The organism is Streptomyces thermodiastaticus (assembly GCF_014656135.1).
Taxonomy (GTDB): domain Bacteria; phylum Actinomycetota; class Actinomycetes; order Streptomycetales; family Streptomycetaceae; genus Streptomyces; species Streptomyces thermodiastaticus.
In genome coordinates this window covers 1-25837 of the sequence record NZ_BNBV01000038.1, presented here as the reverse complement: position 1 = coordinate 25837, position 25837 = coordinate 1, and the positions used below count along the sequence as shown (strand labels likewise).

At 71.0% G+C, this 25837-nt stretch carries 20 protein-coding genes, 4 tRNA genes and 1 pseudogene; 12 read left to right on the top strand and 13 right to left on the bottom strand.

The features are described from left to right. Nucleotides 1-111 precede the first annotated feature (111 nt). The 3 genes from IE286_RS24670 to IE286_RS24660 all read left to right on the top strand — a co-directional run bounded on the left by IE286_RS24670 (nucleotide 112) and on the right by IE286_RS24660 (nucleotide 4932). On the top strand, nucleotides 112-2196 hold the full coding sequence (locus IE286_RS24670; RefSeq protein WP_189798973.1) for a M48 family metalloprotease: 2085 nt from the start codon (nucleotides 112-114) through the stop codon (nucleotides 2194-2196). Between the two features lie 208 nt (nucleotides 2197-2404). After that, entirely contained in the window at nucleotides 2405-3928 is a 1524-nt protein-coding gene (locus tag IE286_RS24665; protein ID WP_189798972.1) for a N,N-dimethylformamidase beta subunit family domain-containing protein, read from the top strand. A gap of 104 nt (nucleotides 3929-4032) precedes the next feature. Further along, the gene (locus IE286_RS24660; RefSeq protein ID WP_189798971.1) at nucleotides 4033-4932 is read left to right on the top strand and encodes a phosphoribosylaminoimidazolesuccinocarboxamide synthase; all 900 of its coding nucleotides are present in this window, start codon (nucleotides 4033-4035) and stop codon (nucleotides 4930-4932) included. 64 nt (nucleotides 4933-4996) lie between these two features. On the opposite strand, the gene IE286_RS24655 is transcribed toward IE286_RS24660, so the two are convergent. From IE286_RS24655 to IE286_RS24625, 8 genes and pseudogenes are all read right to left on the bottom strand, one after another. Beyond that, nucleotides 4997-5072, bottom strand: a tRNA-Gly gene (locus IE286_RS24655). A gap of 23 nt (nucleotides 5073-5095) precedes the next feature. Continuing rightward, nucleotides 5096-5719, bottom strand: coding sequence for a response regulator transcription factor (locus IE286_RS24650; protein ID WP_189798970.1), 624 nt, complete (start codon nucleotides 5717-5719; stop codon nucleotides 5096-5098). Next, on the bottom strand, nucleotides 5716-5952 hold the full coding sequence (locus tag IE286_RS24645) for a histidine kinase (protein ID WP_372462524.1): 237 nt from the start codon (nucleotides 5950-5952) through the stop codon (nucleotides 5716-5718). Before IE286_RS24645 ends, IE286_RS24650 begins: the two co-directional genes overlap by 4 nt. A 201-nt stretch (nucleotides 5953-6153) precedes the next feature. Beyond that, nucleotides 6154-6441, bottom strand: coding sequence for a hypothetical protein (locus IE286_RS28045; RefSeq protein ID WP_506005079.1), 288 nt, complete (start codon nucleotides 6439-6441; stop codon nucleotides 6154-6156). Nucleotides 6442-6672: 231 nt separating this feature from the next. After that, nucleotides 6673-7095: pseudogene (locus IE286_RS28040) on the bottom strand (ATP-binding cassette domain-containing protein); the annotation flags it as partial. A 328-nt stretch (nucleotides 7096-7423) separates the two neighbouring features. Then, nucleotides 7424-7496, bottom strand: a tRNA-Gly gene (locus tag IE286_RS24635). Between the two features lie 80 nt (nucleotides 7497-7576). Further along, nucleotides 7577-7648: transfer RNA gene (locus IE286_RS24630), tRNA-Gly, on the bottom strand. Nucleotides 7649-8085: 437 nt separating this feature from the next. After that, the gene (locus IE286_RS24625; RefSeq protein WP_189798969.1) at nucleotides 8086-8403 is read right to left on the bottom strand and encodes a histone-like nucleoid-structuring protein Lsr2; all 318 of its coding nucleotides are present in this window, start codon (nucleotides 8401-8403) and stop codon (nucleotides 8086-8088) included. 355 nt (nucleotides 8404-8758) lie between these two features. Here IE286_RS24625 and purS point away from each other — a divergent pair, with 355 nt between their 5' ends. The 6 genes from purS (at nucleotide 8759) to purM (ending at nucleotide 15781) form a co-directional block, all read left to right on the top strand. After that, nucleotides 8759-9028 carry a phosphoribosylformylglycinamidine synthase subunit PurS gene (gene purS / locus IE286_RS24620; protein WP_125499833.1) on the top strand — a complete coding sequence of 90 codons (270 nt, stop codon included), beginning with the start codon at nucleotides 8759-8761 and terminating at the stop codon, nucleotides 9026-9028. Further along, nucleotides 9025-9705 carry a phosphoribosylformylglycinamidine synthase subunit PurQ gene (gene purQ, locus IE286_RS24615; RefSeq protein ID WP_189798968.1) on the top strand — a complete coding sequence of 227 codons (681 nt, stop codon included), beginning with the start codon at nucleotides 9025-9027 and terminating at the stop codon, nucleotides 9703-9705. Before purS ends, purQ begins: the two co-directional genes overlap by 4 nt. Continuing rightward, on the top strand, nucleotides 9702-11960 hold the full coding sequence (gene purL, locus IE286_RS24610) for a phosphoribosylformylglycinamidine synthase subunit PurL (RefSeq protein WP_189798967.1): 2259 nt from the start codon (nucleotides 9702-9704) through the stop codon (nucleotides 11958-11960). The genes purQ and purL overlap by 4 nt, the downstream gene beginning before the upstream one ends. 142 nt (nucleotides 11961-12102) lie before the next feature. After that, the gene (locus IE286_RS24605) at nucleotides 12103-12900 is read left to right on the top strand and encodes a maleylpyruvate isomerase family mycothiol-dependent enzyme (protein ID WP_189798966.1); all 798 of its coding nucleotides are present in this window, start codon (nucleotides 12103-12105) and stop codon (nucleotides 12898-12900) included. Between the two features lie 228 nt (nucleotides 12901-13128). After that, nucleotides 13129-14658, top strand: a complete 1530-nt coding sequence (purF, locus tag IE286_RS24600) for an amidophosphoribosyltransferase (RefSeq protein ID WP_189798965.1) — start codon at nucleotides 13129-13131, stop codon at nucleotides 14656-14658. Between the two features lie 43 nt (nucleotides 14659-14701). Beyond that, a complete protein-coding gene (gene purM, locus IE286_RS24595; protein ID WP_189798964.1) occupies nucleotides 14702-15781 on the top strand; it encodes a phosphoribosylformylglycinamidine cyclo-ligase in 1080 nt (359 codons plus the stop codon). Nucleotides 15782-15922: 141 nt separating this feature from the next. Here purM and IE286_RS24590 read toward each other — a convergent pair whose 3' ends face one another. Both IE286_RS24590 and IE286_RS24585 read right to left on the bottom strand, forming a co-directional pair. Continuing rightward, on the bottom strand, nucleotides 15923-16180 hold the full coding sequence (locus IE286_RS24590; RefSeq protein WP_189798963.1) for a DUF3073 domain-containing protein: 258 nt from the start codon (nucleotides 16178-16180) through the stop codon (nucleotides 15923-15925). Nucleotides 16181-16990: 810 nt separating this feature from the next. Next, nucleotides 16991-18079, bottom strand: coding sequence for a Leu/Phe/Val dehydrogenase (locus tag IE286_RS24585; RefSeq protein WP_189798962.1), 1089 nt, complete (start codon nucleotides 18077-18079; stop codon nucleotides 16991-16993). A gap of 230 nt (nucleotides 18080-18309) precedes the next feature. Here IE286_RS24585 and IE286_RS24580 point away from each other — a divergent pair, with 230 nt between their 5' ends. After that, nucleotides 18310-19179, top strand: a complete 870-nt coding sequence (locus IE286_RS24580; RefSeq protein WP_189798961.1) for a DUF8083 family protein — start codon at nucleotides 18310-18312, stop codon at nucleotides 19177-19179. A 532-nt stretch (nucleotides 19180-19711) separates the two neighbouring features. Further along, complete coding sequence (gene bldC, locus IE286_RS24575; RefSeq protein WP_003949541.1) at nucleotides 19712-19918, top strand: developmental transcriptional regulator BldC; 207 nt, start codon at nucleotides 19712-19714, stop codon at nucleotides 19916-19918. Between the two features lie 629 nt (nucleotides 19919-20547). Here bldC and IE286_RS27465 read toward each other — a convergent pair. The 3 genes from IE286_RS27465 to hrpA all read right to left on the bottom strand — a co-directional run bounded on the left by IE286_RS27465 (nucleotide 20548) and on the right by hrpA (nucleotide 25126). Then, nucleotides 20548-20808, bottom strand: coding sequence for a DUF6274 family protein (locus IE286_RS27465; RefSeq protein ID WP_229863649.1), 261 nt, complete (start codon nucleotides 20806-20808; stop codon nucleotides 20548-20550). Nucleotides 20809-20980: 172 nt separating this feature from the next. Further along, a tRNA-Asp gene (locus tag IE286_RS24570) sits at nucleotides 20981-21055 on the bottom strand. A gap of 93 nt (nucleotides 21056-21148) precedes the next feature. After that, nucleotides 21149-25126, bottom strand: coding sequence for an ATP-dependent RNA helicase HrpA (gene hrpA, locus IE286_RS24565; RefSeq protein WP_189798960.1), 3978 nt, complete (start codon nucleotides 25124-25126; stop codon nucleotides 21149-21151). 163 nt (nucleotides 25127-25289) lie between these two features. On the opposite strand from hrpA, the gene IE286_RS24560 reads away from it, so the two are divergent. Then, a complete protein-coding gene (locus IE286_RS24560) occupies nucleotides 25290-25682 on the top strand; it encodes a hypothetical protein (protein ID WP_189798959.1) in 393 nt (130 codons plus the stop codon). Nucleotides 25683-25837 lie beyond the last annotated feature (155 nt).

The following is a 25837-nucleotide window of genomic DNA, read 5'->3' as shown; positions in this document are numbered from 1 at the left end:
GGCGTTCCGGCACTTGGCCCACTGGCATTGCGATGTCAGTGGTGGGTGCCACAGTGGGGGAGTGAGCACCACAGGGCTGTCAGGACCGTCGGGAGGGGGTGACGTCCGGCCGTGACCGGGATCGGGGTGGAAGCAGGGATGCAGGCCGCGCGCTCCCGCGCCCTGGCCGTGCTGCGTGTGCGCAGCCGGGCGGTGGCCGTGGCGCTGCTGCCGGCCGCCTTCGCCGTGGTCCTGCTCGCCGGGCGTCCCACCGGCCATCTCCTCGGGCCGGGCTGGGACCTCGCCCGCTGGGTGGTGGGCGTCGTGGCGCTCGTCGTCCTGCTGGCCGCCGCGGGCGTCGGACTGGTGGTCGCCCGGGCCCGCCCGGCCGTGACCCCGACGGTGCCGATCTCCGAGGAGTCAGCGCCGGACCTGTACCGCCTGGTGCGCGACCTCGCCGAGCGCCTCGATGTGCCGGCCCCGTCCGCCATAGCGCTCACCCCGGACTGCGACAGCTGGCTGGAGGACCGCACCCATCCGGCCCACGGGCCGCCTGGCGGGCAGGGGCACAGCGGGCAGCGGAAGGCGTCGGGCGGCCGGCGTGGCTGGTCGTGGTCCCGCTCCCGGCGGGAGCCGGCCGCGCCCGTCCTCGTCATAGGCTCCCCGTTCTTGTGGTGGATGCGCGTCGGTGAACTGCGCGCCGTCCTCGCCCCGGTGGTGGCCGGCACGGGTCCCTCGGCGCACCCTGACATATCTGCGGCCCGCCGGTTCGTGCGGGGGCTGGACGCGGCGGCGGCTGTCGCCGTTCCCGGCCGCCGTTTCCCGGTCGGCGCGGTGTGCGCGGCGGTCGCCTGGGTGGCCCGGCTGCTGCTGCGGGGCTGCAGCGGGCCGGCGGCCGCGATGGAGCGGGCGGTGGCGGCCGCGGCGGCCGAGCGTGCACAGGCTGTGGACTACGGGCTGAGGATCGTCGCCCAGGAGCAGGTGGGTCTGGCGTACGCCGGCTGGGACCGGCTGCTGACCCGGGTGGCGCTGCCCGCCTGGCGCATGGGGCGCTGGCCCTCCCGGCTGGACGCGGGCGTCGTGGCAGCCCTCACCGAACTCTCCCGCCGCGACCGGCTGGCCGAGGGCTTCGCCTCCCGGCTCGGCGAGCGTCCCGCCTGCGATCTGCTGGAGGAACCGGGCGTGGTGGACGAGGCCGCCTCGCTGCTGGCCGCGCGCCTGTTCCACGGCGGCCCGGCGGAGCAGGGACCGCACTGGTCGCCGGTGGACTGGCAGGAGTACGCGCAGGAGGTCGTCGACCGCAAGTGGCGCACCGACGCGGCCCGCCTCCACCGTGTCCTGGACACCCTCGGCGTGCTGGGATCCGGGCGTGCGGCCGGTGGCGCGTACGGCCCGACCCTGGCCCGCGTACTGGACCATCTGTCCGACCCCGTCCCGCCGCTGCCCTCGCCGCCGTCCGCGCAGCCGCCGGCCGCGGCCCCGCCCGCCCCCGACGCACCGGTCTCCGGCGCACCCCTTACCGGCGTACCCCTCTCCGACGCCCCCGCCCCGGCGCCTCCGGGGACCGAGCCCCACACCACCGCCCCCGCCCCGGGCATACCGGCCACGGCTCCGGCACCCTCCGCGCCCGCAGCGCCGGACGGCCAGGACACCGGCCGCCCGGAGCGCCCCGCGGGGCAGGGCCGGGAACACCCGGAGGACGAGCCGTGCCTCCTTGGTGCCGCTTCCCCGAAGCGGGGCGCGCCAAAGATGGGTCCGGCGCCCCGGCGGGACCTCGGTGACGAGGACGACCTCGCCGGTCTCGGCAACGAGCGGTGCGCGGCTCTCGCGGCCGGCCTGAGCGCCGAGCTGGCCCGCGAGGAGGCGGCCGCGCCGCCCTCCCGGACCCCGCCCGCTTCCCTTGCCGGCCAGATGCTGGGAGCGCCGCGCTGGGACGAGGGCGCACTGCCGCTGCTGCCGCTCCAGCCGCCGCGCACCGGCCGGGACCTGCTGGCCGAGCACGTCACCGCCATGGTGTGCTGTGCCGCGATGGACACCATAGGAGCCGCTCCCGCCCTCGACTGGCTCGACGGCCCCACCCTGATCGTCAACGGGGAGAGGGCCACGGACCTCGGCCCCCGGGTCCGCGCCCTGGTCGAGGACGGCGACCCGGCGCCGCTGCGGACCTGGCTGCTCGACTCGGGCATACGTCCGGAAAAGCCGGTACGGCTGGTCTGATCCTGGTCTGATCCGGTCTGATCTGGGCCTGCGTCCCGCCGCCGACGGGTCGGACGGACGAGACGGTTCCACTTTCGGTCAATTGACAACGACGGGTGACCGCATACGCGCGTTATGTGATGTGCTGGGACCGACCGCGCATATGGCAACGGCACACGCCAACGTCACAGCAGTGCACGGCCGTGGGGGTCCAGGGAGGGGAACGGCCATGGGATCGGAGCGTGTCCGGCGCTGGGAGTCAGGCGCCCTCGCACATGCCGTGACGGATCCTTTCGGCCAGGGACCGCTGCCCTGGCTGCGCGGCAGGGAGATGTACTTCGACGACACCGGGCGCATGGTGCCCTGGTACGTCGACACACCTCCGTCGGCCGGCGCCACGTCCCCCCGGGCGACCGCGACCGCGACGGCACCCCGCATTCCGGCTCCGCGCTCCTCCGACGACGGGCCCTGGCCCCGCTCGGCCGACGACGTGCACTGCCAGATCAAGGGCTTCGCCTCCACCGGCTCCGTCGCACCCGGCGAGGCGATCGACTTCCACATCACGGTGAATCCGCCGCAGCAGTTCAGCGTGGACGTCTACCGCATCGGCCACTACAACGGCGACGGCGCCACCAAGATCACCTCCAGTCCGCGGCTGTCCGGCATGTCCCAGCTGCCGCCGCTGGCCGCCGACCGCACCGTCTCCTGCCACCACTGGTGGCTGTCCTGGCGGCTGCCGATTCCCTCGTACTGGAGCTCCGGCGCCTATGTCGCCGTCCTGACCACCGCCAACGGCTACCGCTCCCACATCCCGTTCACCGTCCGCGCCAACGGACCCGCGGACCTGCTGCTGGTGCTGCCCGACGTCACCTGGCAGGCCTACAACCTCTTCCCGGAGGACGGCCGCACCGGCGCCAGCCTCTACCACGCCTGGGACGAGGACGGCCGCCTGCTCGGCGAGACGGACGCCGCGACCACGGTCTCCTTCGACCGCCCCTACGCGGGCTCCGGTCTGCCGCTGCACATCGGCCACGCCTACGACGTCATCCGCTGGGCCGAGCGCTACGGCTACGACCTCGCCTACGCCGACGCCCGCGATCTGCACGCCGGCCGCATCGACCCCACCCGCTACCGGGGCCTGATCTTCCCCGGGCACGACGAGTACTGGTCGGTGCCCATGCGCCGTACCGTCGAGCTGGCCCGCGACCAGGGCACCTCCCTGGTGTTCCTGTCCGCCAACACCATGTACTGGCAGGTGGAGCTGGGCCCTTCCCCGTCCGGCGCGCCCCACCGGCTGCTGACCTGCCGCAAACGCAAGGGGCCCGGAAAGCCGGTGCTGTGGCGGGAGATCGACCGCCCCGAGCAGGAGGTGCTCGGCATCCAGTACGCGGGCCGGGTGCCGGAACCGCACCCGCTGATCGTCCGCAACGCCGGCCACTGGCTGTGGGAGGGGACCGGCGCCCGGGAGGGCGACGGCATCGAGGGCCTGGTGGCCGGCGAGGCCGACCGCTACTTCCCGCGCACCCCGCTGCCCGACCACCAGGACCGCATCCTGCTCGCCCACTCCCCGTACACCGACGACGGGGTGCTGCGCCACCAGGACACCTCCCTGTACCGGGCACCGTCCGGCGCCCTGGTCTTCGCCTCCGGGACGTTCGCCTGGTCTCCGGCGCTGGACCGGCCCGGCCACGCCGACCCCCGCATCCAGCGGGCCACGGCCAATCTCCTGGACCGCATCTGCAAACGGGACTGATCACCCGGGGCGGCCGTCGCCCCGTCCCCGCGGCCACCCGCTGTCCGCCGTCTTGGTCCGATACGGGAGAATCGAACCATTGGACAGAACCACGGGGAGGAACCGTGTCCGGATTCGTCGAAAAACCCGAACCGATCCAGGTTCCGGGTCTGGTGCATCTGCACACCGGCAAGGTGCGCGAGCTGTACCGGAACGAGGCGGGAGACCTCGTCATGGTCGCCAGCGACCGCATCTCCGCCTACGACTGGGTGCTGCCCACCGAGATCCCCGACAAGGGACGCATCCTCACCCAGCTGTCCCTGTGGTGGTTCGACCGCCTGGCCGACCTCGTCCCCAACCATGTGATCAGCACCGAGCCGCCCGAGCACGCCCCCGCCGACTGGGCCGGCCGTACCCTGGTGTGCACCTCGTTGCGGATGGTCCCCGTGGAGTGCGTGGCCCGCGGCTACCTCACCGGCTCCGGACTGGCCGAGTACAACGCCTCCCGCACGGTCTGCGGGCTGGCCCTGCCCGAGGGCCTCGTCGACGGCTCCGAGCTGCCCGCCCCGATCTTCACCCCCGCCACCAAGGCCGAGGTCGGCGACCACGACGAGAACGTCTCCTACGAGGAGGTGGCCCGGCAGGTCGGCGCGGAGACGGCGGCCCAGCTGCGTCAGCTCACCCTTGCCGTCTACAGCCGGGCCCGGGACATCGCCCGGGAACGCGGCATCATCCTCGCGGACACCAAGTTCGAGTTCGGCTACGACGGGGACCGGCTGGTGCTGGCCGACGAGGTGCTCACCCCGGACTCCTCCCGGTTCTGGCCGGCCGACTCCTGGCAGCCGGGCCGCCCGCAGCCCTCCTACGACAAGCAGTTCGTCCGCGACTGGCTGACCTCGCCCGAGTCCGGATGGGACCGCACCGGCGAACAGCCCCCGCCGCCGCTGCCCGAGCAGGTCGTGGAGGCGACCCGCGCCAAGTACATCGAGGCCTACGAGCGGCTCACCGGCACCAGCTGGTCGTAAGCCGGCCTCAGTCGGCACCCGGGCACGACAAAGCCCCCGGCCGGAGAGCCGGGGGCTTCGCTTCTGGAGCGGACGACGAGGCTCGAACTCGCGACCTCAACCTTGGCAAGGTTGCGCTCTACCAACTGAGCTACGTCCGCGTTGCGCGCTTGCGCGAGAGCAACTATACCCAACCTTCCACGCGTGCGAGACGCACCGCCGCATGCCGGTTCTCCACGCCCAGCTCGGTCACCGCCGACGACAGGTAGTTCCGTACCGTCCCCGGGAACAGCGAGGCCCGCTCGGCGATCTCCGCGACCGGCGCTCCGTCGGCGGCCAGCTCCAGCACCTCCGCCTCGCGCGGGGTCAGCGGCGAGTCCCCGGCGGAGATCGCGTCCGCGGCCAACTCCGAGTCCACATAACGGTGTCCGGCGTGCACCGTACGGATGATCCCGGCGAGCCGCTGGGCGCTGACGGTCTTCGGGACGAACCCGCGCACCCCGGCCGCGAGCGCGCGTTTCAGATGACCGGGCCGCCCATGGCCGGTGACGATCAGCACCTCGCAGCCGGGCAGCTCGGCCCGCAGGGATGTGGCCACCGTCACACCGTCCGTGCCCGGCATCTGCAGGTCCAGCACCGCGACGTCCGGCTGGTGCGCCCGCGCCATGGCCGGCGCCTCCGGTCCGCTCGCCGCCTCCGCGACCACCAGCAGGTCGTCCTCCAGCGACAGCAGCGCGACGAGCGCACCGCGGATCAGATGCTCGTCGTCGGCCAGGAGCACCCGCACGGGCGCGGGGGTCGTCGTCATCGGGTGACCTCGCTCACGGGGGTCGTCTCACTCGGGACAGGGCGGGCCGGCGGCTCCTTCACCGCCTCGGGCCGCCCGCGCCGCCCGAGCTGCACCGCCGGCTCGGCCTTCAACCCGATCAACGCCAGATTGCGGCCCATCAGGTCATGCAGATCCCGCCCGAACCGCAACCGCTCCTCGGCGACGGCGAGCCGGGCCTTGACATCTCGGGCACGCTCGGTCTCCCACAGCACGGACAGGGTCCAGGCACTGCAGCGCTGATGCCAGCAGCGACAACCCCGCGCAGAAGGCGACCAGGAGACCGGCCATGACGATCTCGGCGACCCTCCCGTGCGCCAGTGCCACTCCCGTCATCAGCAGCACGGCCAGCACGACCGACCGGCGCAGGAACACCCGTATCGGCACCACCAGCCCGTACGTCTGGCCGAACGGCATCAGTGCGCCACCGAGCGCCTGCCGGGCGGTCCATGGGGCGATCCCGCCGATCGTGCCGCCGCAAAGGCCCCTCGCTGTGCCACCGCGGAGGAATCGTGCGGTGCCGACGGCGCGGACGACTCCCGGGCGATGCCGAGGAACGCCTCTTCCAGGGAGGTTGACCGGACATCCAGCCCGCGCAGTTCCACCCCGGCCCGCCGGGCCCACAGCAGCAGTTCGGTGACCGTGCGCTGCAGCTGACGTGTGCGCAGCCGGACCTCGCCGGCATACGTCTCATGACCGCACACCCCCAGTTCCGGCAGTGGCGGAAGGTCCTTCAGGGTGTACCCCCCCGGGCAGCCGGAAGGAGATGCGGGAGGCTGCGCCGCCGTCACCTCGGCCGGGGTACCCAGGGCGGCGATGCGCCCCGCGTGCAGGATCACGAGGCGGTCGGCGAGACCCTCGGCCTCCTCCAGGTAGTGGGTGGTGAGCAGCACGGTCGTTCCCGCGTCCCGGAGCGCCCGGATCAACTCCCAGGTGTCCCGGCGCCCTTCGGCGTCCAGACCGGTCGGGGGCTCGTCCAGGAACAGCACATCGGGCCCTCCGAGCAGCGCGAGTGCCAGGTCCAGCCGGCGCCGCTCCCCGCCGGACAGCTGCTTGACCCGTACCGTGGCCCGGCCCTTCAGTCCGACGAGCGTCAGCGCTTGTTCGTCCGGGCCTGCCCCGCTCACACAACCCGCCCACATCCGCAGGGCCTTCGTGACGGTCAGCTCGGCCGGGAAGACCCCCTTGCAGCATCACTCCGGTGCGGGGCCTGACCAAGGCCCGCTCGGTGACGGGTCGTGGCCCAGCATGAGTAACCGGCCCGCGGCCGGGGCCGCCGGCCCTTCCAGCAGCTCCACGGTCGACGTCCTGCCCGCGCCATTGGTGCCGAGCAGCGCGAAGATTTCGCCGCGTTTCACGTGAAACGAGATGCCCCGAACGGCCTCGAACCCGCCCCCGTGCACACGGCGCAGGTCGGTGACCTCGATCACCTGCTCGCGGTCCGTGCATACCGTTGATCCCTTGGAGCCGGCGTCCCGTCCACGGGGATCCGGCGGCAGTGCGCGGTGTCATCACACGGCATGAGACATGTCAGGCGGCGGGCCGACGAACACGTGATCAGCGGGCAGACGAACGTCGCGAGCAGTGCACGCACGTGCCACCCGTGAAGATGTGCACCGTCAATGCGCGGGAAAAGGCCGACGCATGAGAAAGGCCCCGATCCGAAGACCGGGGCCTTTTCTGCCGAGCGGACGACGAGGCTCGAACTCGCGACCTCAACCTTGGCAAGGTTGCGCTCTACCAACTGAGCTACGTCCGCATTGCCTCCGACCGGCTCCCACCGATCGGTGCGGGCACCAGCTTACCTGATCCACCGGAGTGGTCGGGACCGCGGTGCAGAGCGGGTGACAGGAATCGCACACTGCGCCTTCCCCCTGGAAGGGGGATGTTCTACTACTGAACTACACCCGCAAGTACTCCGTGGGTTTCGGCCTTTCGGCCTCGCCCCTCGGCGTGCCTCAGACATTAGCTGATCAACAGGGGGGTAGCGCAAGTCGGTTGAGAACAGGGGCCGCTGACGGTCTCTCGTCGAGGCCGACTCCGCGGCCGTCCGCAGCCGGACGCAGTCGTACATGTCCGGTGCGCGGCCGGGGTGCGGCCGTGGTGCGCGCCCCCTGTCGAGCCCGCTGCCCCCAGGCCGGAACGGCCGCCCGCCGGGGCACCAGCCCGCCGGGGTCGCCCGGCCCGTCGACGGCGACCGACGCCGCCCGACGGCGTCCCCGGCAGCCGTCGCCCGCCGAGGACGCTGGAGGAACCGGGTCGCCGAGGGAGTCCAGGGTCGCCGAGGGAGTCCAGGGTCGCCGAGGGAGCCCAGGGTCGCCGAGACGGCCCAGGCAGGGAGCCCAGGTTCAGTGAGCCGCGCTGAACGCCTCGTACACCTTCTTGGGGATGCGTCCACGCGCCGGCACGTCCATCTTGTGGGCCTTGGCCCAGGCGCGGACGGCCGCGGGGTCGGGGGCGACCTGCGTCTGCCGGTACGCCTTGCCGGAGCGGGCGCGCTTGCGGCCCGCCTCCACGTACGGCGCGAGCGCCTTACGCAGTTTCTTCGCGTTGGCTTGGTTCAGGTCGATCTCATAGAACGCGCCGTCGAGTCCGAAGGCGATCGTCTCCGCCGCTTCCGAGCCGTCGATGTCGTCAAAGAGAGTGACCACGACACGCTGCGCCACGAATATCGGTCCCTTCGTGCGACACCTCTGCGCGCCAGTGCTCGGCCATGACCTGGGAGCCTGCGGAGATGTCGGCTGTTCGCCTGTTGCCGGAAAAAGTATCGGCTCTCGCCAATTCATTTGTACAGCGCCAGGCAATGCGAAGTGAAGCCCCCGCTATATCCGCCCGCGTGTCCCGGGGCATTAACCGGTGGCCAGCGCGGAACGCCGGACTTTCCCAAAACTTTTCACAAACACGCCCGGTTGCTGCGCGAACGTGACCGGCATCACGTATGTTTCTACTACTCTACTCGCGTAGAAATTCTGGGCGGGTAGTCTGAAGGAACCTGCTCAGCACCACACACCGGGAGTGCCAGTGGCACGCGTCGTAGTCGACGTCATGCTCAAGCCGGAGATCCTCGACCCCCAGGGCCAGGCGGTGCAGCGTGCGCTGCCGCGGCTGGGTTTCGACGGCATCTCGGACGTACGTCAGGGAAAGCGGTTCGAACTCGAAGTGGACGGGCCGGTCGACGAGGCCGCGCTCGCGCGCATTCACGAACTCGCCGAAACCTTCCTCGCCAACACCGTGATCGAGGACTTCACTGTGAAGGTCGAGTCCGGTGACACCGCGGAGGCCGTGAAGTGACCGCTCGCATCGGCGTCGTCACTTTCCCCGGCAGCCTCGACGACCGGGACACCCAGCGCGCCATCCGTCTCGCGGGCGCCGAACCGGTCGCCCTGTGGCACAAGGACAAGGACCTCAAGCAGGTCGACGCGGTCGTCCTGTGCGGCGGTTTCTCCTACGGCGACTATCTGCGGGCCGGCGCCATCGCCCGCTTCTCGCCCGTGATGGAGTCCCTCATCGAGCAGGCGAAGGCCGGCCTGCCGGTCCTCGGCATCTGCAACGGCTTCCAGATCCTGACCGAGGCCCACCTGCTGCCCGGTGCCATGCTCGGCAACGACCACCTCCACTTCATCTGCCGCGAGCAGAAGCTGCGGGTGGAGAACGCGGACACCGCCTGGACCGGCGACTACACCGCCGGCCAGGAGATCCGCATCCCGCTGAAGAACATGGACGGCCGCTACGTGGCCGACCGCTACACCCTCGACAAGCTGGAGGCCGAGGGCCGGGTCGCCTTCCGCTACCTGGACGGCAACCCCAACGGCTCGCTCAACGACATCGCCGGCATCACCAACGAGGCCGGCAACGTCGTGGGCCTGATGCCGCACCCGGAGCACGCCGTGGAGCCGCTGATCGGCACCGGCCGCACCGACGGTCTCCCCTTCTTCACCTCCATCCTCAAGAAGCTGGTCACCGCATGAGCAGGACGCCTCTGGACACGGTCGAACACGCGGCCGCGACCCCCGACGTCGAGCTGCCCTGGGCCGAGCTCGGCCTGAAGAAGGACGAGTACGAGCGGATCGTGGAGATCCTCGGCCGCCGCCCCACCGGCGCCGAACTCGCCATGTACTCCGTGATGTGGTCCGAGCACTGCTCGTACAAGTCGTCCAAGGTCCACCTCCGCCAGTTCGGCGAGAAGGCCCCCGAGAGCGACGCCCTGCTCGTCGGCATCGGCGAGAACGCCGGAGTCGTGGACGTCGGCCAGGGCTACGCCGTCACCTTCAAGGTGGAGTCGCACAACCACCCGTCCTACGTCGAGCCCTATCAGGGCGCGGCCACGGGCGTCGGCGGCATCGTGCGCGACATCATCGCCATGGGCGCCCGCCCGGTCGCCGTGGTGGACCCCCTGCGCTTCGGCGCGGCGGACCACCCGGACACCAAGCGGGTCCTGCCCGGCGTGGTCGCCGGCATCGGCGGCTACGGCAACTGCCTGGGCCTGCCCAACATCGGCGGCGAGGTCGTCTTCGACCCCTGCTACCAGGGCAACCCGCTGGTCAACGCCGGCTGCGTCGGTGTGATGCGGCACGAGGACATCCACCTCGCCAAGGCGTCCGGCGCGGGCAACAAGGTCATCCTGTACGGCGCCCGCACCGGCGGCGACGGCATCGGCGGCGCCTCCATCCTGGCGAGCGAGACCTTCGACGACGCCAAGCCGTCCAAGCGGCCCGCCGTCCAGGTCGGCGACCCCTTCCAGGAGAAGCTGCTCATCGAGTGCACCCTGGAGGCCTTCGCCGAGAAGCTGGTCGTCGGCATCCAGGACCTCGGCGCGGCCGGCCTGTCCTGCGCCACCAGCGAGCTGGCCTCCAACGGCTCCGGCGGCATGCGCATCACCCTGGACGACGTCCCCCTGCGCGACTCCACGCTCTCGCCCGAGGAGATCCTCATGAGCGAGTCGCAGGAGCGCATGTGCGCGGTCGTCGAACCGGACAAGGTCGACCGCTTCCTGCGGATCTGCGAGAAGTGGGACGTCATCGCCACCGTCATCGGCGAGGTCACCGACGGCGACCGCCTGGAGATCTACTGGCACGGCGAGAAGATCGTCGACGTGGACCCGCGCACCGTCGCGCACGAGGGCCCCGTCTACGAGCGCCCCTACGCCCGCCCGGACTGGCAGGACGCCCTCCAGGCCGACGACGCCGCCAAGCTGCCCCGGCCGCAGAGCCCCGAGGAGCTGAGGGAACAGGTCCTGAAGCTGGTGGCCTCCCCGAACCAGGCCTCCAAGAAGTGGATCACCCAGCAGTACGACCACTTCGTGCAGGGCAACACCGTGCTGGCCATGCCGGAGGACTCCGGCATGATCCGCATCGACGAGGCCACCGGCCTCGGCGTGGCGATCGCCACGGACGGCAACGGCCGCTACACCAAGCTCGACCCGTACACGGGCGCGCAGCTGGCGCTGGCGGAGGCCTACCGCAACGTCGCCACCACGGGCGCCAAGCCGCTCGCCGTCTCCGACTGCCTCAACTTCGGCTCGCCCGAGGACCCGGCGGTGATGTGGCAGTTCGCGGAGGCCGTGCGCGGTCTGGCGGACGGCTGCCGGCAGCTGGGCACCCCGGTGACCGGCGGCAACGTCTCGCTGTACAACCAGACCGGCGAGGCCGCCATCCACCCGACGCCGGTCGTCGCCGTGCTCGGTGTGATCGACGACGTGGCCCGCCGGACCCCGGTCGCCTTCCAGGAGGAGGGCCAGCTGCTGTACCTCCTCGGTGACACCCGCGAGGAGTTCGGCGGCTCGGCCTGGTCGCAGGTGATCCACGACCACCTGGGCGGCCTGCCCCCCAAGGTCGACCTGGAGCGGGAGCGCCTGCTGGCCGAGATCCTGATCTCCGCCTCCCGCGACGGCATGATCGACTCCGCGCACGACCTGTCCGACGGCGGCCTGATCCAGGCCGTGGTGGAGTCCGCCCTGCTCGGCGGCAAGGGCGCGCGTCTGATCGTCCCCGACGGCCTGGACGCGTTCACCTTCCTGCTGTCCGAGTCCGCCGGCCGCGCGATCGTCGCGGTGCCGCGGTCGGAGGAGCTGCGTTTCACCGACATGTGCAACGCCCGCGGCCTGCCCGCCACCCGCATCGGTGTCGTCGACGGCGACACCATCGAGGTCCAGGGCCAGTTCCAGCTGACCCTCGAGGAGCTGCGCGAGGCCCACGAGGGCACCATCCCGGCTCTGCTGGCCTGACGGACACCGCGACGCCCAAGGAACCCCGGCCCCCGCGTCGCCGGGGTCCTGGGCGCGCCTGCAGACCCGCGAAAAGCCGCACAGAGCGACAAGGCGGCCCGACCGGCCCAGGGCGAGGACGCGACGCCGTTAGGCTCCCGCCATGCCCTCGGCCAAGAAACGCACCCGGAGCTACGACCCCGCCAAGACCCGTGCCGCCGTGCTCGCCCAGCTCGGCCACGTCCGGCACGCCGTCGACCGGCTGACACCCGAGCAGCTGGCCCTGCCCACCCGCCTCGAAGGGTGGACCGTGCGGGAGCTGGCCGCGCACATCGGCATGGCGGTCTCGGCCGTCGGACGGGCCCTGGAGCCGGACGAGCCGGCCCGGCAGGACGCCGTGCTGCTCGACTGGCCCTTCGCCACCTCCGCCAACGCCGCGGCCATCGACGACGTCACCCGGCGCCTCGCCCAGGACCGTCCCGACCTCGGCGCCTTCCTCGCCGAGGTGGAGCGGGACCTGACCGCGCAGCTCGACAGCCACCCCGGCACCCGGCTGCTCGCCACGAACGTGGGCGCCCTGCCGCTTGCGGACTACCTGGTCACCCGCGCCGTGGAGCTGGTCGTCCACACCGACGACCTGAACGCCGCGGTGCCGGGCCTGGACGTCCCCCAGGACCGCCACGCCCTCGCGGCCGCCACCCGGCTTCTGGCCGACGCACTGGCCGTCAAGGCACCCGGCGGGTCCACCGAGGTGCGGATCCCGCCGTACGCGGTCGTGCAGTGCGTCCAGGGGCCGCGGCACACCCGGGGCACGCCGCCCAACGTCGTCGAGACCGACCCGCTGACCTGGATCAGGCTGGCCTGCGGGCGGACGGTCTGGCGGGACGCCGTCGCCCAGGCGAAGGTGAGCGCGAGCGGGGAGCGGGCCGACCTCGAAGGGCTGCTGCCGGTGCTGGCCTGACCTGCCCGCATGCCCCGGCACCGCCCGGCGGATGTGTGGCACCTCACGCGCACTCGCCCCGCACGCGGCCACCCGGCCGCCGTGGGGCCGCCTCCGTCCGGCACCCCGCCCGACCTGCCTGACCTGCACAAACGCCGGGGGGATGGCCGTGGGGACGGGCCGGGGGAGCGCGGGGCGCCGTTCGTCCCCAATTCGGACCAGTGGGCAGCCTCGCCTACACTCGGTGGCGTGCCACGTGGTGACGGACGACTCAACCACGACCTGCTCCCCGGTGAGAAGGGCCCCCAGGACGCCTGCGGCGTCTTCGGTGTCTGGGCGCCGGGTGAAGAGGTCGCCAAGCTCACGTACTTCGGGCTCTACGCCCTCCAGCATCGGGGTCAGGAATCCGCGGGAATCGCGGTCAGCAACGGCTCCCAGATCCTCGTCTTCAAGGACATGGGCCTGGTCTCCCAGGTCTTCGACGAGACGTCGCTCAGCTCCCTGCAGGGCCACATTGCGGTCGGTCACGCCCGCTACTCGACCACCGGTGCCTCCGTGTGGGAGAACGCCCAGCCCATCTTCCGCGCCACGGCGCACGGCTCCATCGCGCTCGGCCACAACGGCAACCTGGTCAACACGGCGGAGCTCGCCGAGATGGTCGCCGCGCTGCCCAACGACAACAACAGCCGCTCCACCCGGGTCGCGGCCACCAACGACACCGACCTGCTCACGGCCCTGCTGGCCGCCCAGGTCGACGACGACGGCAAGCCGCTGACCGTCGAGCAGGCCGCCCACCAGGTCCTGCCGAAGGCCAGGGGCGCCTTCTCCCTCGTCTTCATGGACGAGCACACCCTCTACGCCGCCCGTGACCCGCAGGGCATCCGGCCGCTCGTGCTGGGCCGCCTGGAGCGCGGCTGGGTCGTCGCGTCCGAGACCGCCGCGCTGGACATCACCGGCGCCACCTACGTCCGGGAGATCGAACCGGGCGAGTTCGTGGCCATCGACGAGAACGGGCTGCGCGCCTCCCGGTTCGCACCGGCGAAGCCCCGGGGCTGCGTCTTCGAGTACGTCTACCTGGCCCGCCCCGACACCGACATCGCCGGCCGCAACGTGTACCTCTCCCGCGTGGAGATGGGCCGCCGCCTGGCGAAGGAGTCCCCGGTCGAGGCCGACCTGGTGATAGCGACGCCGGAGTCGGGCACCCCCGCCGCCATCGGCTACGCGGAGGCCTCCGGCATCCCCTTCGGCAACGGCCTGGTGAAGAACTCCTACGTCGGCCGCACCTTCATCCAGCCCTCGCAGACCATCCGCCAGCTCGGCATCCGCCTGAAGCTCAACCCGCTGAAGGACGTCATCAAGGGCAAGCGGCTGGTCGTCGTCGACGACTCGATCGTGCGCGGCAACACCCAGCGCGCCCTGGTCCGCATGCTGCGCGAGGCCGGCGCCGCCGAGGTCCATGTGCGGATCTCCTCGCCGCCCGTGAAGTGGCCGTGCTTCTTCGGCATCGACTTCGCGACCCGCGCCGAGCTCATCGCCAACGGCATGACCATCGAGGAGATCGGTGCCTCGCTCGGCGCCGACTCGCTGGCGTACATCTCCCTCGACGGCATGATCGAGGCGACCACCATCGCCAAGCCGAACCTGTGCCGCGCCTGCTTCGACGGCGAGTACCCGGTGGAGCTGCCCGACCCGGAGCGGCTGGGCAAGCAGCTGCTGGAGACCGAGCTGGCCGCGGGCCCCGCCGCCACGGCCGCGGCCGACGCGATCCGTCGCCCGTAGGCGCCCGTCAGCCCCGTAATCCCGACCCGAAAGATCCCAGGCAATGTCTGAGACCACCACCGGTGCGTCCGGTGCTTCCTACGCGGCTGCCGGCGTCGACATCGAGGCGGGCGACCGCGCGGTGGAGCTGATGAAGGAGTGGGTGAAGAAGACGCAGCGCCCCGAGGTCCTCGGCGGCCTCGGCGGCTTCGCCGGCCTCTTCGACGCCTCCGCCCTGAAGCGCTACGAACGCCCGCTGCTCGCCTCCGCCACGGACGGCGTCGGCACGAAGGTCGACATCGCCCGCCGGCTGGGCGTGTACGACACCATCGGCCGCGACCTGGTCGCCATGGTGATGGACGACATCGTGGTGTGCGGCGCCGAACCGCTGTTCATGACCGACTACATCTGCGTCGGCAAGGTCCACCCCGAGCGGGTCGCGGCCGTCGTCAAGGGCATCGCGGAGGGCTGTGTGCTGGCCGGGTGCGCCCTGGTGGGCGGCGAGACGGCCGAGCACCCCGGTCTGCTCGGCGAGGACGACTTCGACGTCGCCGGTGCCGGCACGGGTGTCGTGGAGGCCGACCGGCTGCTGGGCGCGGACCGCATCCGCGAGGGCGACACGGTGATCGCGATGGCGTCCTCCGGGCTTCACTCCAACGGGTACTCGCTGGTGCGGCACGTCCTGCTGAACCAGGCCGGCCTGTCGCTGGACGCGCACATCGAGGAGCTGGGCCGGACCCTCGGCGAGGAGCTGCTGGAGCCGACCCGGATCTACTCGCTGGACTGCCTGGCGCTCACCCGCACCACCGAGGTGCACGCCTTCAGCCACATCACCGGCGGCGGGCTCGCCGCCAACCTCGCCCGGGTGATCCCGGACGGTCTGCACGCCGTGGTCGACCGCGCCACCTGGACCCCGGCACCCGTCTTCGACCTGGTCGGCCGGACCGGCAAGGTGGAACGACTGGAGCTGGAGAAGACCCTCAACATGGGCGTCGGCATGATCGCGATCGTGCCTGCCGAGTCCACCGACGTGGCCCTGGCCACGCTGGCCGACCGGGGCGTCGATGCCTGGGTCGCGGGCGAGATCACGCAGCGTGGCGAGTACACCACGGGCGCGGCACTGGTGGGTGACTACGCGAACTGACCTGCGGGGCCGGGAAACCGACGGCCGGGCGACCGGCCCGGGGACCCGGCCCGCCGCCCGGGGCACGACGTGCCGTGTGCGCGGACAGCACAGAACCCGGTCCGTGCCGAGTTCACGGACCGGGCAGTGGTCGATGCAAGGTCAAGCGCCGCGGCGACGCTGGTGCGAGTTCGAGGAGTCCTCGTCCTCTTCCTCGTCGTCGTCCTCGTACAGGTCGGCGTACCGTGCGTACAGGTCGTCGTCGTGCTCATCGTCCGCGAAGCGGTCGCCGTTCGGCGACTGGCTCGACGTCGATGCGCCCAGCTCCTCGGCCAGGCGTGAGAGGTCCATCCCACCGCTGTTGTACTTCAGCTGGCGGGCGACCTTCGTCTGCTTGGCCTTGGCCCGGCCGCGCCCCATGGCTCGACCCCCTCAACGACGGGGCTCGACAGCCCCAGAGTCTTGACACGCGTTCATGATCTGGAACGGGCTCTCCTCGGAGAGACCGGTCCGTAGGGCTTCCACGGTACCTGAGCCCGCGGCCATACGGTACGTCGCCCGCAGGACGCGCGTGTGCGCAGGACCGTCCAGGAACCCCGTCCTTGCTGGTCAGTGGCGATTTTAACCACTTCCGGACGGACGACCCGCCGGTCGACGTGAGAGTTGTCTCCATCCCTGACCGGCAGGTACCGGTCAAAGATACGTCATCGCTGCGCGCACGGCCGGTCACGGTCCGCAGGGACAAGCGCTGATTCGCGCCATGCGCGCACCCGCCGTCACTCCGCCGGTCGCCCGCCGGCGGACAGCCGGGGGCCGGCCGGGATCTCCGCCCGGCCACCGCGTGGTCCGTCGCACACGCAACGCCTCGCCGCCCGGCTCCGGACCTGGCTTGTGGGCCGATGGCCCACAGGGGCGAAGGCGTGCCGAGGAGGTTGTGGGGTGCGTGCGGCCGCCGCCTGGCCCGTGCGCGGACGGGGCGTGGGCGGGGTGGCCCGGTGGCCGTCCGCGCGCCGTCCTGTGAGCGTCGGTGTCCGCGGTGCGCCGGGCCCCGGCGCCCGCGGCGCGTGTCCCGCCGTGCCCGCGGAGCGGCTCGCCACGTCCCACCGGGGCAGCAGCCCGGACGGCGCCCGTGAGCCGCCCGATGGCCGGCCCGCGCAGGGCCGGCCGGGCGTGGCGGGCGCCCGCGGGCCAGGTCGCCGAGCCGTCGGTGACGCCCGCGGGCCGCGGCCGTCACGTGCGCGCGTCGGCCATCCGCTGCTCGGCGATCCGGTCGGCCGCCGCGGCCGGCGGAATCCCGTCTTCCTTCGCACGTGCGAAGATTTCGAGTGTGGTGTCGAAGATCTTCGCGGCCTTCGCCTTGCACCGGTCGAAGTCGAAGCCATGCAGCTCGTCGGCGACCTGGATGACACCGCCGGCGTTCACCACGTAGTCCGGCGCGTAGAGGATCCCGCGGTCGGCCAGGTCCTTCTCGATGCCCGGGTGCGCGAGCTGGTTGTTGGCCGCGCCGCACACCACCTTCGCGGTCAGCACGGGCACCGAGCGGTCGTTCAGGGCGCCGCCGAGAGCGCACGGGGCGTAGATGTCGAGCCCCTCGGTGCGGATCAGCGCCTCGGTGTCGGCGACCGTGGTGACCTGCGGGTGGGCGTCGACGACGCGCCGGACCGCCTCCGGCCGCACGTCTGTGATCACGACCTCGGCGCCCTCGTCCAGCAGGTGCTTCACCAGGTGGTGCCCGACCTTGCCCACACCGGCGATGCCCACCCTGCGCCCGCGCAGCGTCGGGTCGCCCCACAGGTGCTGGGCGGAGGCGCGCATGCCCTGGTAGACACCGAACGCGGTGAGCACCGAGGAGTCGCCGGCGCCGCCGTTCTCCGGGGAGCGGCCGGTGGTCCAGCGGCACTCGCGCGCCACGACGTCCATGTCGGCCACGTAGGTGCCGACGTCGCAGGCGGTGACGTACCGGCCGCCGAGACAGGCGACGAACCGGCCGTAGGCGAGCAGCAGCTCCTCGGTCTTGATCAGCTCCGGGTCGCCGATGATCACGGCCTTGCCGCCGCCGTGGTCGAGCCCGGCCATGGCGTTCTTGTAGGACATGCCGCGCGAGAGGTTCAGCGCGTCGGCGACGGCCTCCTGCTCGCTGGCGTACGGGTAGAAGCGGGTACCGCCCAGCGCGGGACCCAGAGCGGTGCTGTGGATGGCGATGACGGCCTTGAGGCCGCTGGCGCGGTCCTGACAGAGCACGACCTGCTCATGACCGCCCTGTTCCGAGCGGAAGAGGGTCTGCAGTACGTCAGTGTCTGCGCCGGTTACGTCGGTCACGGTGGTGACTCCCATGAAGTAGCGGCGGGTGGGACGGGTCCCCGTAAGGGTGGCGGGGGCCGTGCCAGGAGATTAGACCCTGACCCGCTCCGCCCGGGGAGCAGTGGTGGGGATCACCCTCCCCCGGAGTACGTTCCCACTCAAGCGTGGGACGATTTGCAGTGTTTTTCCGTCCGTCCGGGCGCGGGCCGGGAGGGTTCCGCCCCGGTCCGGTGGGGGAGGGAGCAGACGTGCCCACGGTGTCCTCGGTGGTCGTGCCGTACGCGGCTTACTTGCGGGTGTACGAACCGCTGGCCGCCTTCCCGGAACCGGAGCGCAGCCACTGGGTGCACTACGCCCGTCGTTCCGACCGGCCCTCCTACCAGGACGAGCTGCGCCGCTCGCTGGCCGATCTGGTGCCCACCCCGCCGATGGCGGTGCCGGTGCACGAGAGCCGGGACGCGTTCGTGCTGGACGTCGACGGGGTGGTGTGCGTGTGCCCGTGGCGCACCCGGCTGCGCGGCTGGCAGGCCCTGGACGGCCTGGCCGACGAGCTTCCGGCGGTGGTCCTGGACGCGGTGCTGCCCCCGGTCGTACGGCACCAGGCCACCCAGGACTACGAGCGCTGGCGGATGGCCAACCCCGACGCGCGCCCGTGGATCCGCACGGCGACCTGGCAGGTGCCGCTGAGCTGGTTCGTGCTGGTCTCCGACGAGGAGCGGGAGTACGTCAAGGGCCCCGGGGAGGCGGGCGGCGCAGGCGATGGCCTCGACGAGGCGCCGCTGCTGCGCTACCGCACGCCGATGGTGCAGGCGCGGCGGCGGGTGGCGCGGGCGCTGCGGACGCTGCGGCAGACCGTCGACGAGGCGCCGCTGATCGACGCGCTGGTGGACGTCGGGCGCTGGTTGGAGGAGTTCCACCCGCGCTCCCTGGTGGAGCTGGACTACGGCGGGCTCGTGCATCTGCTGCCGGCCGGTGACCTGGAGGACGACCACTCGGCGGCGGACGTGACCGAGGGCATCGAGGCGCTGCGGCGCGGCGACGGAGCGGTGGCGGGCGAGGCCTACGCCCGCCTCGTGCAGCGGTGGCGGGCGGTGCGTGACCTGCGGTCGGCCAACTGACGCGTCATCAGAAGTGATTCCGGTCACGGACCGGGAGGGTCTCGACGGCGTAGCGTCGAGGGTTATTCGCGCCTGACGGGACGTAGCGCGGCGATCCACGCCTTTGCCGCAAGGGTGATGGACGGCACTTACAAGACTCTTGCCCTGGTTGCCTCTCCTCGTGCCAAAATAGGACAAGGGGTCCGGGGAGGGCTCCCTCCGTCCAGATGTGGTGCACTATGGACGGAATCGCCGCATTGCACGCTTTGGGGGGTCCCGTGATGTCCTGGACGCCCCGTGACTGATCGTCACGGCGGCGTGACTGTCCGCTATGGCATGGTCCATCGGCTTCCGTCGCTGATGGACGCCTGGGAGGGCAATTCCATCGGTTTGGCCGACGGGGCTGGACAGATGGTGTAGTTGTAGTGCCGAGGACAAGCCGTTCGTCCTATAACCGACTCGACTCGCGTCCGCCATTTCGGGCAACGCGGGTCAAGGTGCAGAATTTAGAGGAAAGAACCGAGAAGGTTCGGTTCTCCCGAGGAGGCCGCTCATGACCGCTCGCACCCCTGATGCCGAGCCGCTGCTGACCCCGGCTGAGGTCGCCACCATGTTCCGTGTCGACCCCAAGACGGTCACGCGCTGGGCGAAGGCCGGCAAGCTCACGTCGATCCGCACGCTCGGCGGGCACCGCCGCTACCGCGAGGCCGAGGTCCGCGCCCTGCTCGCGGGCATCCCGCAGCAGCGTAGCGAGGCCTGAGCCTTCGCAGAACCGGACAAAACGGCCGGGTCCCCCAACCTGCCGAGGCGTCCGGGGCACCTCTGGCTCCACATGACGCGGGACCTGCCCCAACAGGTTCCACGCCCGGGCCGGCCCGAGCTATCGGGCGAGTGGCACGGGTACGTCGTCGATCGCGCTGGACTCCGCCGGGTCCAGCGCGATCTTTTTTGTGCTCTTCTGCGGGCCCGCGCGGCGTGCCGGTGTGCGGCCCTGCGGGTCTCTGGGGAAGGCGATGAGACCGCCGCGGGAACTCCCCGCAGGGCAGTGCAATTGCACATATTAAATTGAGGCCGGGTAGGGCGGGTGTAAGGACCGTGCGCGTGCAATTTCATGAGGTGACACCCGTCACATGAACGGATTCTTGCGGTCCGCTGTCCGGGTGCGCTAAGAGGCGGCCTCTCCCTCATCGGCCCACGCACACAAGGGAGTTGACCGCTCAACGACCGTGCGGGCGGCCGGCTCCGGAAGCAGCCGGCCAAACGCACCGGCCGCACGCCCGGCGGCGCACGCTCCCGGCGGCACACCGCCCGGCGACCAGCGTGACCCGCGCCACCCGGCCCGTATGACACACGGTCAGACGCCTCTGAACGGCCCTCAGGGCGCCGCACTCACACCGTCCTGCGACCATGCAGCCCGACAGGCTGAAACGCCCTCACAGGGGCCTCGCAGCCCTCCGGGCTCTCGCAGGCACCGCGAGGCTCCGCACCCCGGGGAGCGCCGGGCCCGGCCGCCGGCGCGGCACCGTCCATGGCCAGAGCCAGCAGACGACGGCAGACCGGGCAGTAACGGGTGAGATGACCGAAGGACGAGGCGGCCGCGAGATGGGCGCGGAGCAGAGCCCGCGTCGCGTGCCTGGTGGATGCCGACATGCGCCACCTCCAGCGGGCCGTACGGGAACGGCCCCTGCCCTCTGGCGTACCCAGGGGAGGTGACGCCGTCAAGGCACCGCGGCGCACACGGAACAGCACCCCGCACCCCGCCCCGCCCACGGGAACAGCACGAAGGCCCGCCACCATGTCCCGGGGCGGGCCTTCACCGACGCGGTCCTGACGGGATTTGAACCCGCGGCCTCCACCTTGACAGGGTGGCGAGCACTCCAAACTGCTCCACAGGACCATCAGCGGCGTCACCGCGTGTGCGGTGCGCTGCGAGAAGAAACTGTACAGGAGCCGAGCTCCCCGGTCGAACTCACGCAGCGTACCCGCACGCTCACCCCAGAACCGCGTCGATCGCCTTCACGATCCGTTTGTCCGACACCGGATACGCCGTCCCCAGTGCATGCGCGAAATAGCTGACCCGCAGCTCCTCGATCATCCAGCGGATCTCCCGCACCCGCTCCGGGACCGGCCGGCCCTGCGGCAGCTGCTCCAGCAGCCAGGCGTACTCGTCCTGCATCTCGTGGACCTTCTGCATACGGGTGGTGTCCCGCTGCACGTTCACCGGCATCTGCTGCAGCCGGCGGTCCACGGCCACCAGATACCGCATCAGATCCGGCAGCCGCCGTATGCCCGCCTCCGTCACGAAGCCCGGCTTCACCAAGGCGTCCACCTGCTGCCGCACATCCGCCAGATTGGGCAGCAGCGCGGGAGACCGCACCCCCTTCAGCCGGCGCTCGCACGCCTGCCAGGCCGCCAGCACCTGCTGCACCTGACCCACCGTCCGCACCGTCAGGTCCACGATCTCCGCGCGGACCGTGTCGAACAGCTTCCGGTACGACTCCTCGTCCCAGACCGGACCGCCGAAGTCCGCGATCAGCCGGTCCGCCGCCGCCGTCGCACAGTCGTCGAACAACGCCTGCACCGAACCGTGCGGATTCGCCGACAGCGCCAGCTTCTGCTGGTTCGTCAGCCGGTCACTCGCGAACTTCGCCGGGTTCACCGGAATGTTCCGCAGAATCAGCCGGCGCGTCCCCCGCCACATCGCCTCGGCCTGCTCCGCCTCGGTGTCGAACAACCGCACCGACACCGTGTCCCCGTCGTCCACCAGCGCCGGATACGCCTTCACCGGCTGACCCGCCCGGCGCGTCTCGAACACCCGCGGCAGCGTGCCGATCGTCCAGTCCGTCAGACCCGAGCGCTCCAGCGACACACCGCCCGCACGCTCCGCACTGGCCGCGGCCGCCCGCGACAGCGCCTTGCGCGCCTTCGGCCTCAGCCGCAGCTTCAGCGCCTCCAGATCCTTGTCCTCCGCCAGCTTGCGCCGCCGCTCGTCCACCACCCGGAACGTGATCTTCAAATGGTCGGGGACCTTGGACCAGTCGAAGTCCTCCGGCTCGAACGGCACCCCGACCATGCGCCTCAGCTCACGGGCCATGGCCACCGTCAACGGCTCTGACGACACCTGCGCCTGCTCAAGGAACGCCATCGCATAGTTCGGCGCGGGCACATAGTTGCGGCGGATCGGCTTCGGCAGCGAACGGATCAGCTCCGTCACCAGCTCCTCACGCAGCCCCGGGATCTGCCAGTCGAACCCCTCACCGGTGACCTGGTTCAGCACCTGCAGCGGAATGTGCACCGTCACACCGTCCGCATCCGCACCCGGCTCGAACTGATACGTCACCCGGAACCTCAGATCCCCCTGCCGCCAGGTGTCCGGATAGTCCGCCTTGGTGACCTCCTGAGCCGACTCCCGGACCAGCATCTCCCGCTCGAAGTCCAGGAAATCCGGCTGCTCCTGCCGCTTCCGCTTCCACCAGGAATCGAAATGCGCCCCGGAGACCACATGAGCGGGCACCCGCTGGTCGTAGAAGTCGAACAGCGTCTCGTCGTCGACGACGATGTCCCGGCGCCGCGCCCGGTGCTCCAGCTCCTCGACCTCGCTCAGCAGCCGGCGGTTGTCCGCGAAGAACTTGTGATGGGTACGCCAGTCCCCCTCCACCAGCGCATGCCGGATGAACAGCTCCCGGCTCACCTCCGGATCGATCCGCCCGTAGTTCACCTTCCGCCGGGCGACGATCGGCACCCCGTACAACGTGACCTTCTCGTACGCCATCACCGCCGCCTGGTCCTTCTCCCAGTGCGGCTCGCTGTACGTCCGCTTCACCAGATGACCGGCGAGCGGCTCCACCCACTCCGGCTCGATCCTGGCGTTCACCCGCGCCCACAGCCGCGACGTCTCCACCAGCTCCGCCGACATCACGAACCGCGGCGGCTTCTTGAACAACGCCGACCCCGGGAAGATCGCGAACTTGGCGTTGCGCGCCCCCAGGTACTCGTTCCGGCCACCGTCCCGGCGCGCCCCCGGACCGGAGTCCTTCGACTCCCGCACGTCCTTCATCCCGATGTGCGACAGCAGACCCGCCAGCAACGAGATGTGAATACGGTCCGCCGGAGCATCCTGCTCGTTCAGATGGATCCCCATCTGCTTGGCCACCGTACGCAGCTGCGTGTAGATGTCCTGCCACTCCCGGATGCGCAGGAAATTCAAGAACTCCTGCTTGCACATCCGCCGGAACGAACTGGAACCCCGCTCCTTCTGCTGCTCCCGCAGATACCGCCACAGGTTCAGAAACGCGAGGAAATCGCTCGTCTCGTCCCGGAAACGAGCATGCAGCTGATCGGCCTGCGTCTGCTTGTCCGCCGGCCGCTCCCGCGGATCCTGGATCGACAGCGCGGCGGCGATGACCATGACCTCCCGCGCACAGCCGTTCTTGTCCGCCTCCAGCACCATCCGCGCCAGCCGCGGATCCACCGGCAGCTGCGCCAGCTTGCGCCCGATCGGCGTGAGCCGCTTGCGCGGATCCTTCTGCGCCGGATCCAGCGCACCCAGCTCCTGCAGCAGCTGCACACCGTCCCGGATGTTCCGGTGGTCCGGCGGATCGATGAACGGGAACTTCTCGATGTCCCCCAGACCCGCCGCCGTCATCTGCAGAATCACCGACGCCAGATTCGTCCGCAGAATCTCCGCATCGGTGAACTCCGGCCGCGAGAGGAAATCCTCCTCGCTGTACAACCGGATACAGATACCGTCCGACGTACGGCCACAACGGCCCTTGCGCTGATTCGCACTCGCCTGCGAAATCGGCTCGATCGGCAGCCGCTGCACCTTCGTGCGGTGACTGTACCGGGAGATCCGCGCAAAACCCGGATCGATGACGTACTTGATGCCCGGCACCGTCAGCGACGTCTCCGCGACATTCGTCGCCAGCACGATCCGGCGGCCCGTGTGCGGCTGGAACACCCGATGCTGCTCGGCATGCGACAACCGCGCATACAACGGCAGCACCTCGGTGAACCGGTACTGCTTCTTGTTCAACGCGTCCGCGGTGTCCCGGATCTCCCGCTCACCGGACAGGAACACCAGGATGTCCCCCGGGCCCTCCGCCATCAGCTCCTCGACGGCATCGGTGATCGCGGTGATCTGATCCCGGTCCGCGTCCTGTGAGTCCTCCTCCAGCAACGGCCGGTACCGCACCTCGACCGGATACGTCCGCCCGCTCACCTCGACGATCGGCGCATCACCGAAATGCCGGGAGAACCGCTCCGGATCGATCGTCGCCGAAGTGATCACGACCTTCAGATCCGGCCGCCTCGGCAGCAGCTGCGCCAGATACCCCAGCAGAAAGTCGATGTTCAGCGACCGCTCGTGCGCCTCGTCGATGATGATCGTGTCGTAGGCACGCAGCTCCCGGTCGGTCTGGATCTCCGCCAGCAGGATGCCGTCCGTCATCAGCTTGATGAACGTCGCCTCCGGGTCCACCTGATCGGTGAACCGCACCTTCCAGCCGACCGCCTCACCGAGCGGCGTCTCCAACTCCTCCGCCACCCGCTCCGCCACCGTCCGCGCGGCGATCCGGCGCGGCTGGGTGTGCCCGATCATCCCGCGCACCCCACGGCCCAGCTCCAGACAGATCTTCGGGATCTGCGTCGTCTTCCCGGACCCGGTCTCACCGGCGATCACGACCACCTGGTGGTCACGGATGGCCTGCGCGATCTCGTCCTTCTTCTGGCTGACCGGCAACTGCTCCGGATAACCGACCGCGGGCACACGCGCACGCCGCGCCGCGATCCGTGCCTCGGCCTTCTCGATCTCCCCCTCGATCTCGGCGAGGACGGCCGCGCGGGCCTCCGGCTTGCGGATCTTGCGTGCGCCTTCGAGCCGCCGCCCGAGCCGATGCGCATCACGCAGCGACAGCTCGGGCAGACGGGAGGCGAGGGCGCCCAGGGCGGGGGCGGAGTGCGTAGACATACGCGGTCCAGGATCTCACCCCGGCCAAATCACACGCGAACCGATTTACGGCGAGGCGACGGAACGGTCCCGCAGCGGCAACCCGCACGCGATCGGTCGCCCGTTCGAGTGATGGACAAGCGATCCCCCGGCCCCCACCCCCGACACACCCCACCGTCGCAGCGTGAAGCTCGTGACCCGCGTCAAACTCCAGCCGACCCCCGAACAGGCCTCGGCCCTGCGCGCACCCCTGCACGCCTGCAACGCGGCAGCCGATCACGCCTCACGCATCGCCCACACCACCGGCGTCACCGACAACCGACGACCGCGCGCCCTCACCTGTACCACCCTCAAAGCACACTTCGCTCTCGGCGCCCAGGCCGCCCAGCACGCGATCAAACAGACCAGCGACGCCTGCACCGCGCGCGCCGGCCGGCTCACAGCCGGCACCCCAGGCACGCCCGGCTCCACACGCCGCCGGCGAGCGACCGGGAAACCCGTCACCTTCCGGCCGGACGCCGCCCAGCCCTACGACACCGCATGCTCTCCTGCGGCTTCGTTGAGCACGCTGACCTGAATGCGTCCCACGTCATCGCCGGTCGCGGCTGGCGCGCGTGGGTCCGCGGGGCCGAGACACAACAAGGCCCCGATCCGAAGGTTGGGTTCAAGGGGTCGTCGCAACACCACTTGGTTTCAGGTGGTGAGTAGATCACGTAGACGCTCGGCTGGGGT

Coding starts and splice junctions, on each gene's coding strand:
- hrpA (WP_189798960.1), bottom strand. CDS start 25,126: ATGTCTACGCACTCCGCCCCCGCCCTGGGCGCCCTCGCCTCCCGTCTG.
- bldC (WP_003949541.1), top strand. CDS start 19,712: ATGACCGCTCGCACCCCTGATGCCGAGCCGCTGCTGACCCCGGCTGAG.
- IE286_RS24650 (WP_189798970.1), bottom strand. CDS start 5,719: ATGACGACGACCCCCGCGCCCGTGCGGGTGCTCCTGGCCGACGACGAG.
- IE286_RS27465 (WP_229863649.1), bottom strand. CDS start 20,808: ATGTCGGCATCCACCAGGCACGCGACGCGGGCTCTGCTCCGCGCCCAT.
- purM (WP_189798964.1), top strand. CDS start 14,702: ATGTCTGAGACCACCACCGGTGCGTCCGGTGCTTCCTACGCGGCTGCC.
- purL (WP_189798967.1), top strand. CDS start 9,702: ATGAGCAGGACGCCTCTGGACACGGTCGAACACGCGGCCGCGACCCCC.
- IE286_RS24590 (WP_189798963.1), bottom strand. CDS start 16,180: ATGGGGCGCGGCCGGGCCAAGGCCAAGCAGACGAAGGTCGCCCGCCAG.
- IE286_RS24665 (WP_189798972.1), top strand. CDS start 2,405: ATGGGATCGGAGCGTGTCCGGCGCTGGGAGTCAGGCGCCCTCGCACAT.
- IE286_RS24605 (WP_189798966.1), top strand. CDS start 12,103: ATGCCCTCGGCCAAGAAACGCACCCGGAGCTACGACCCCGCCAAGACC.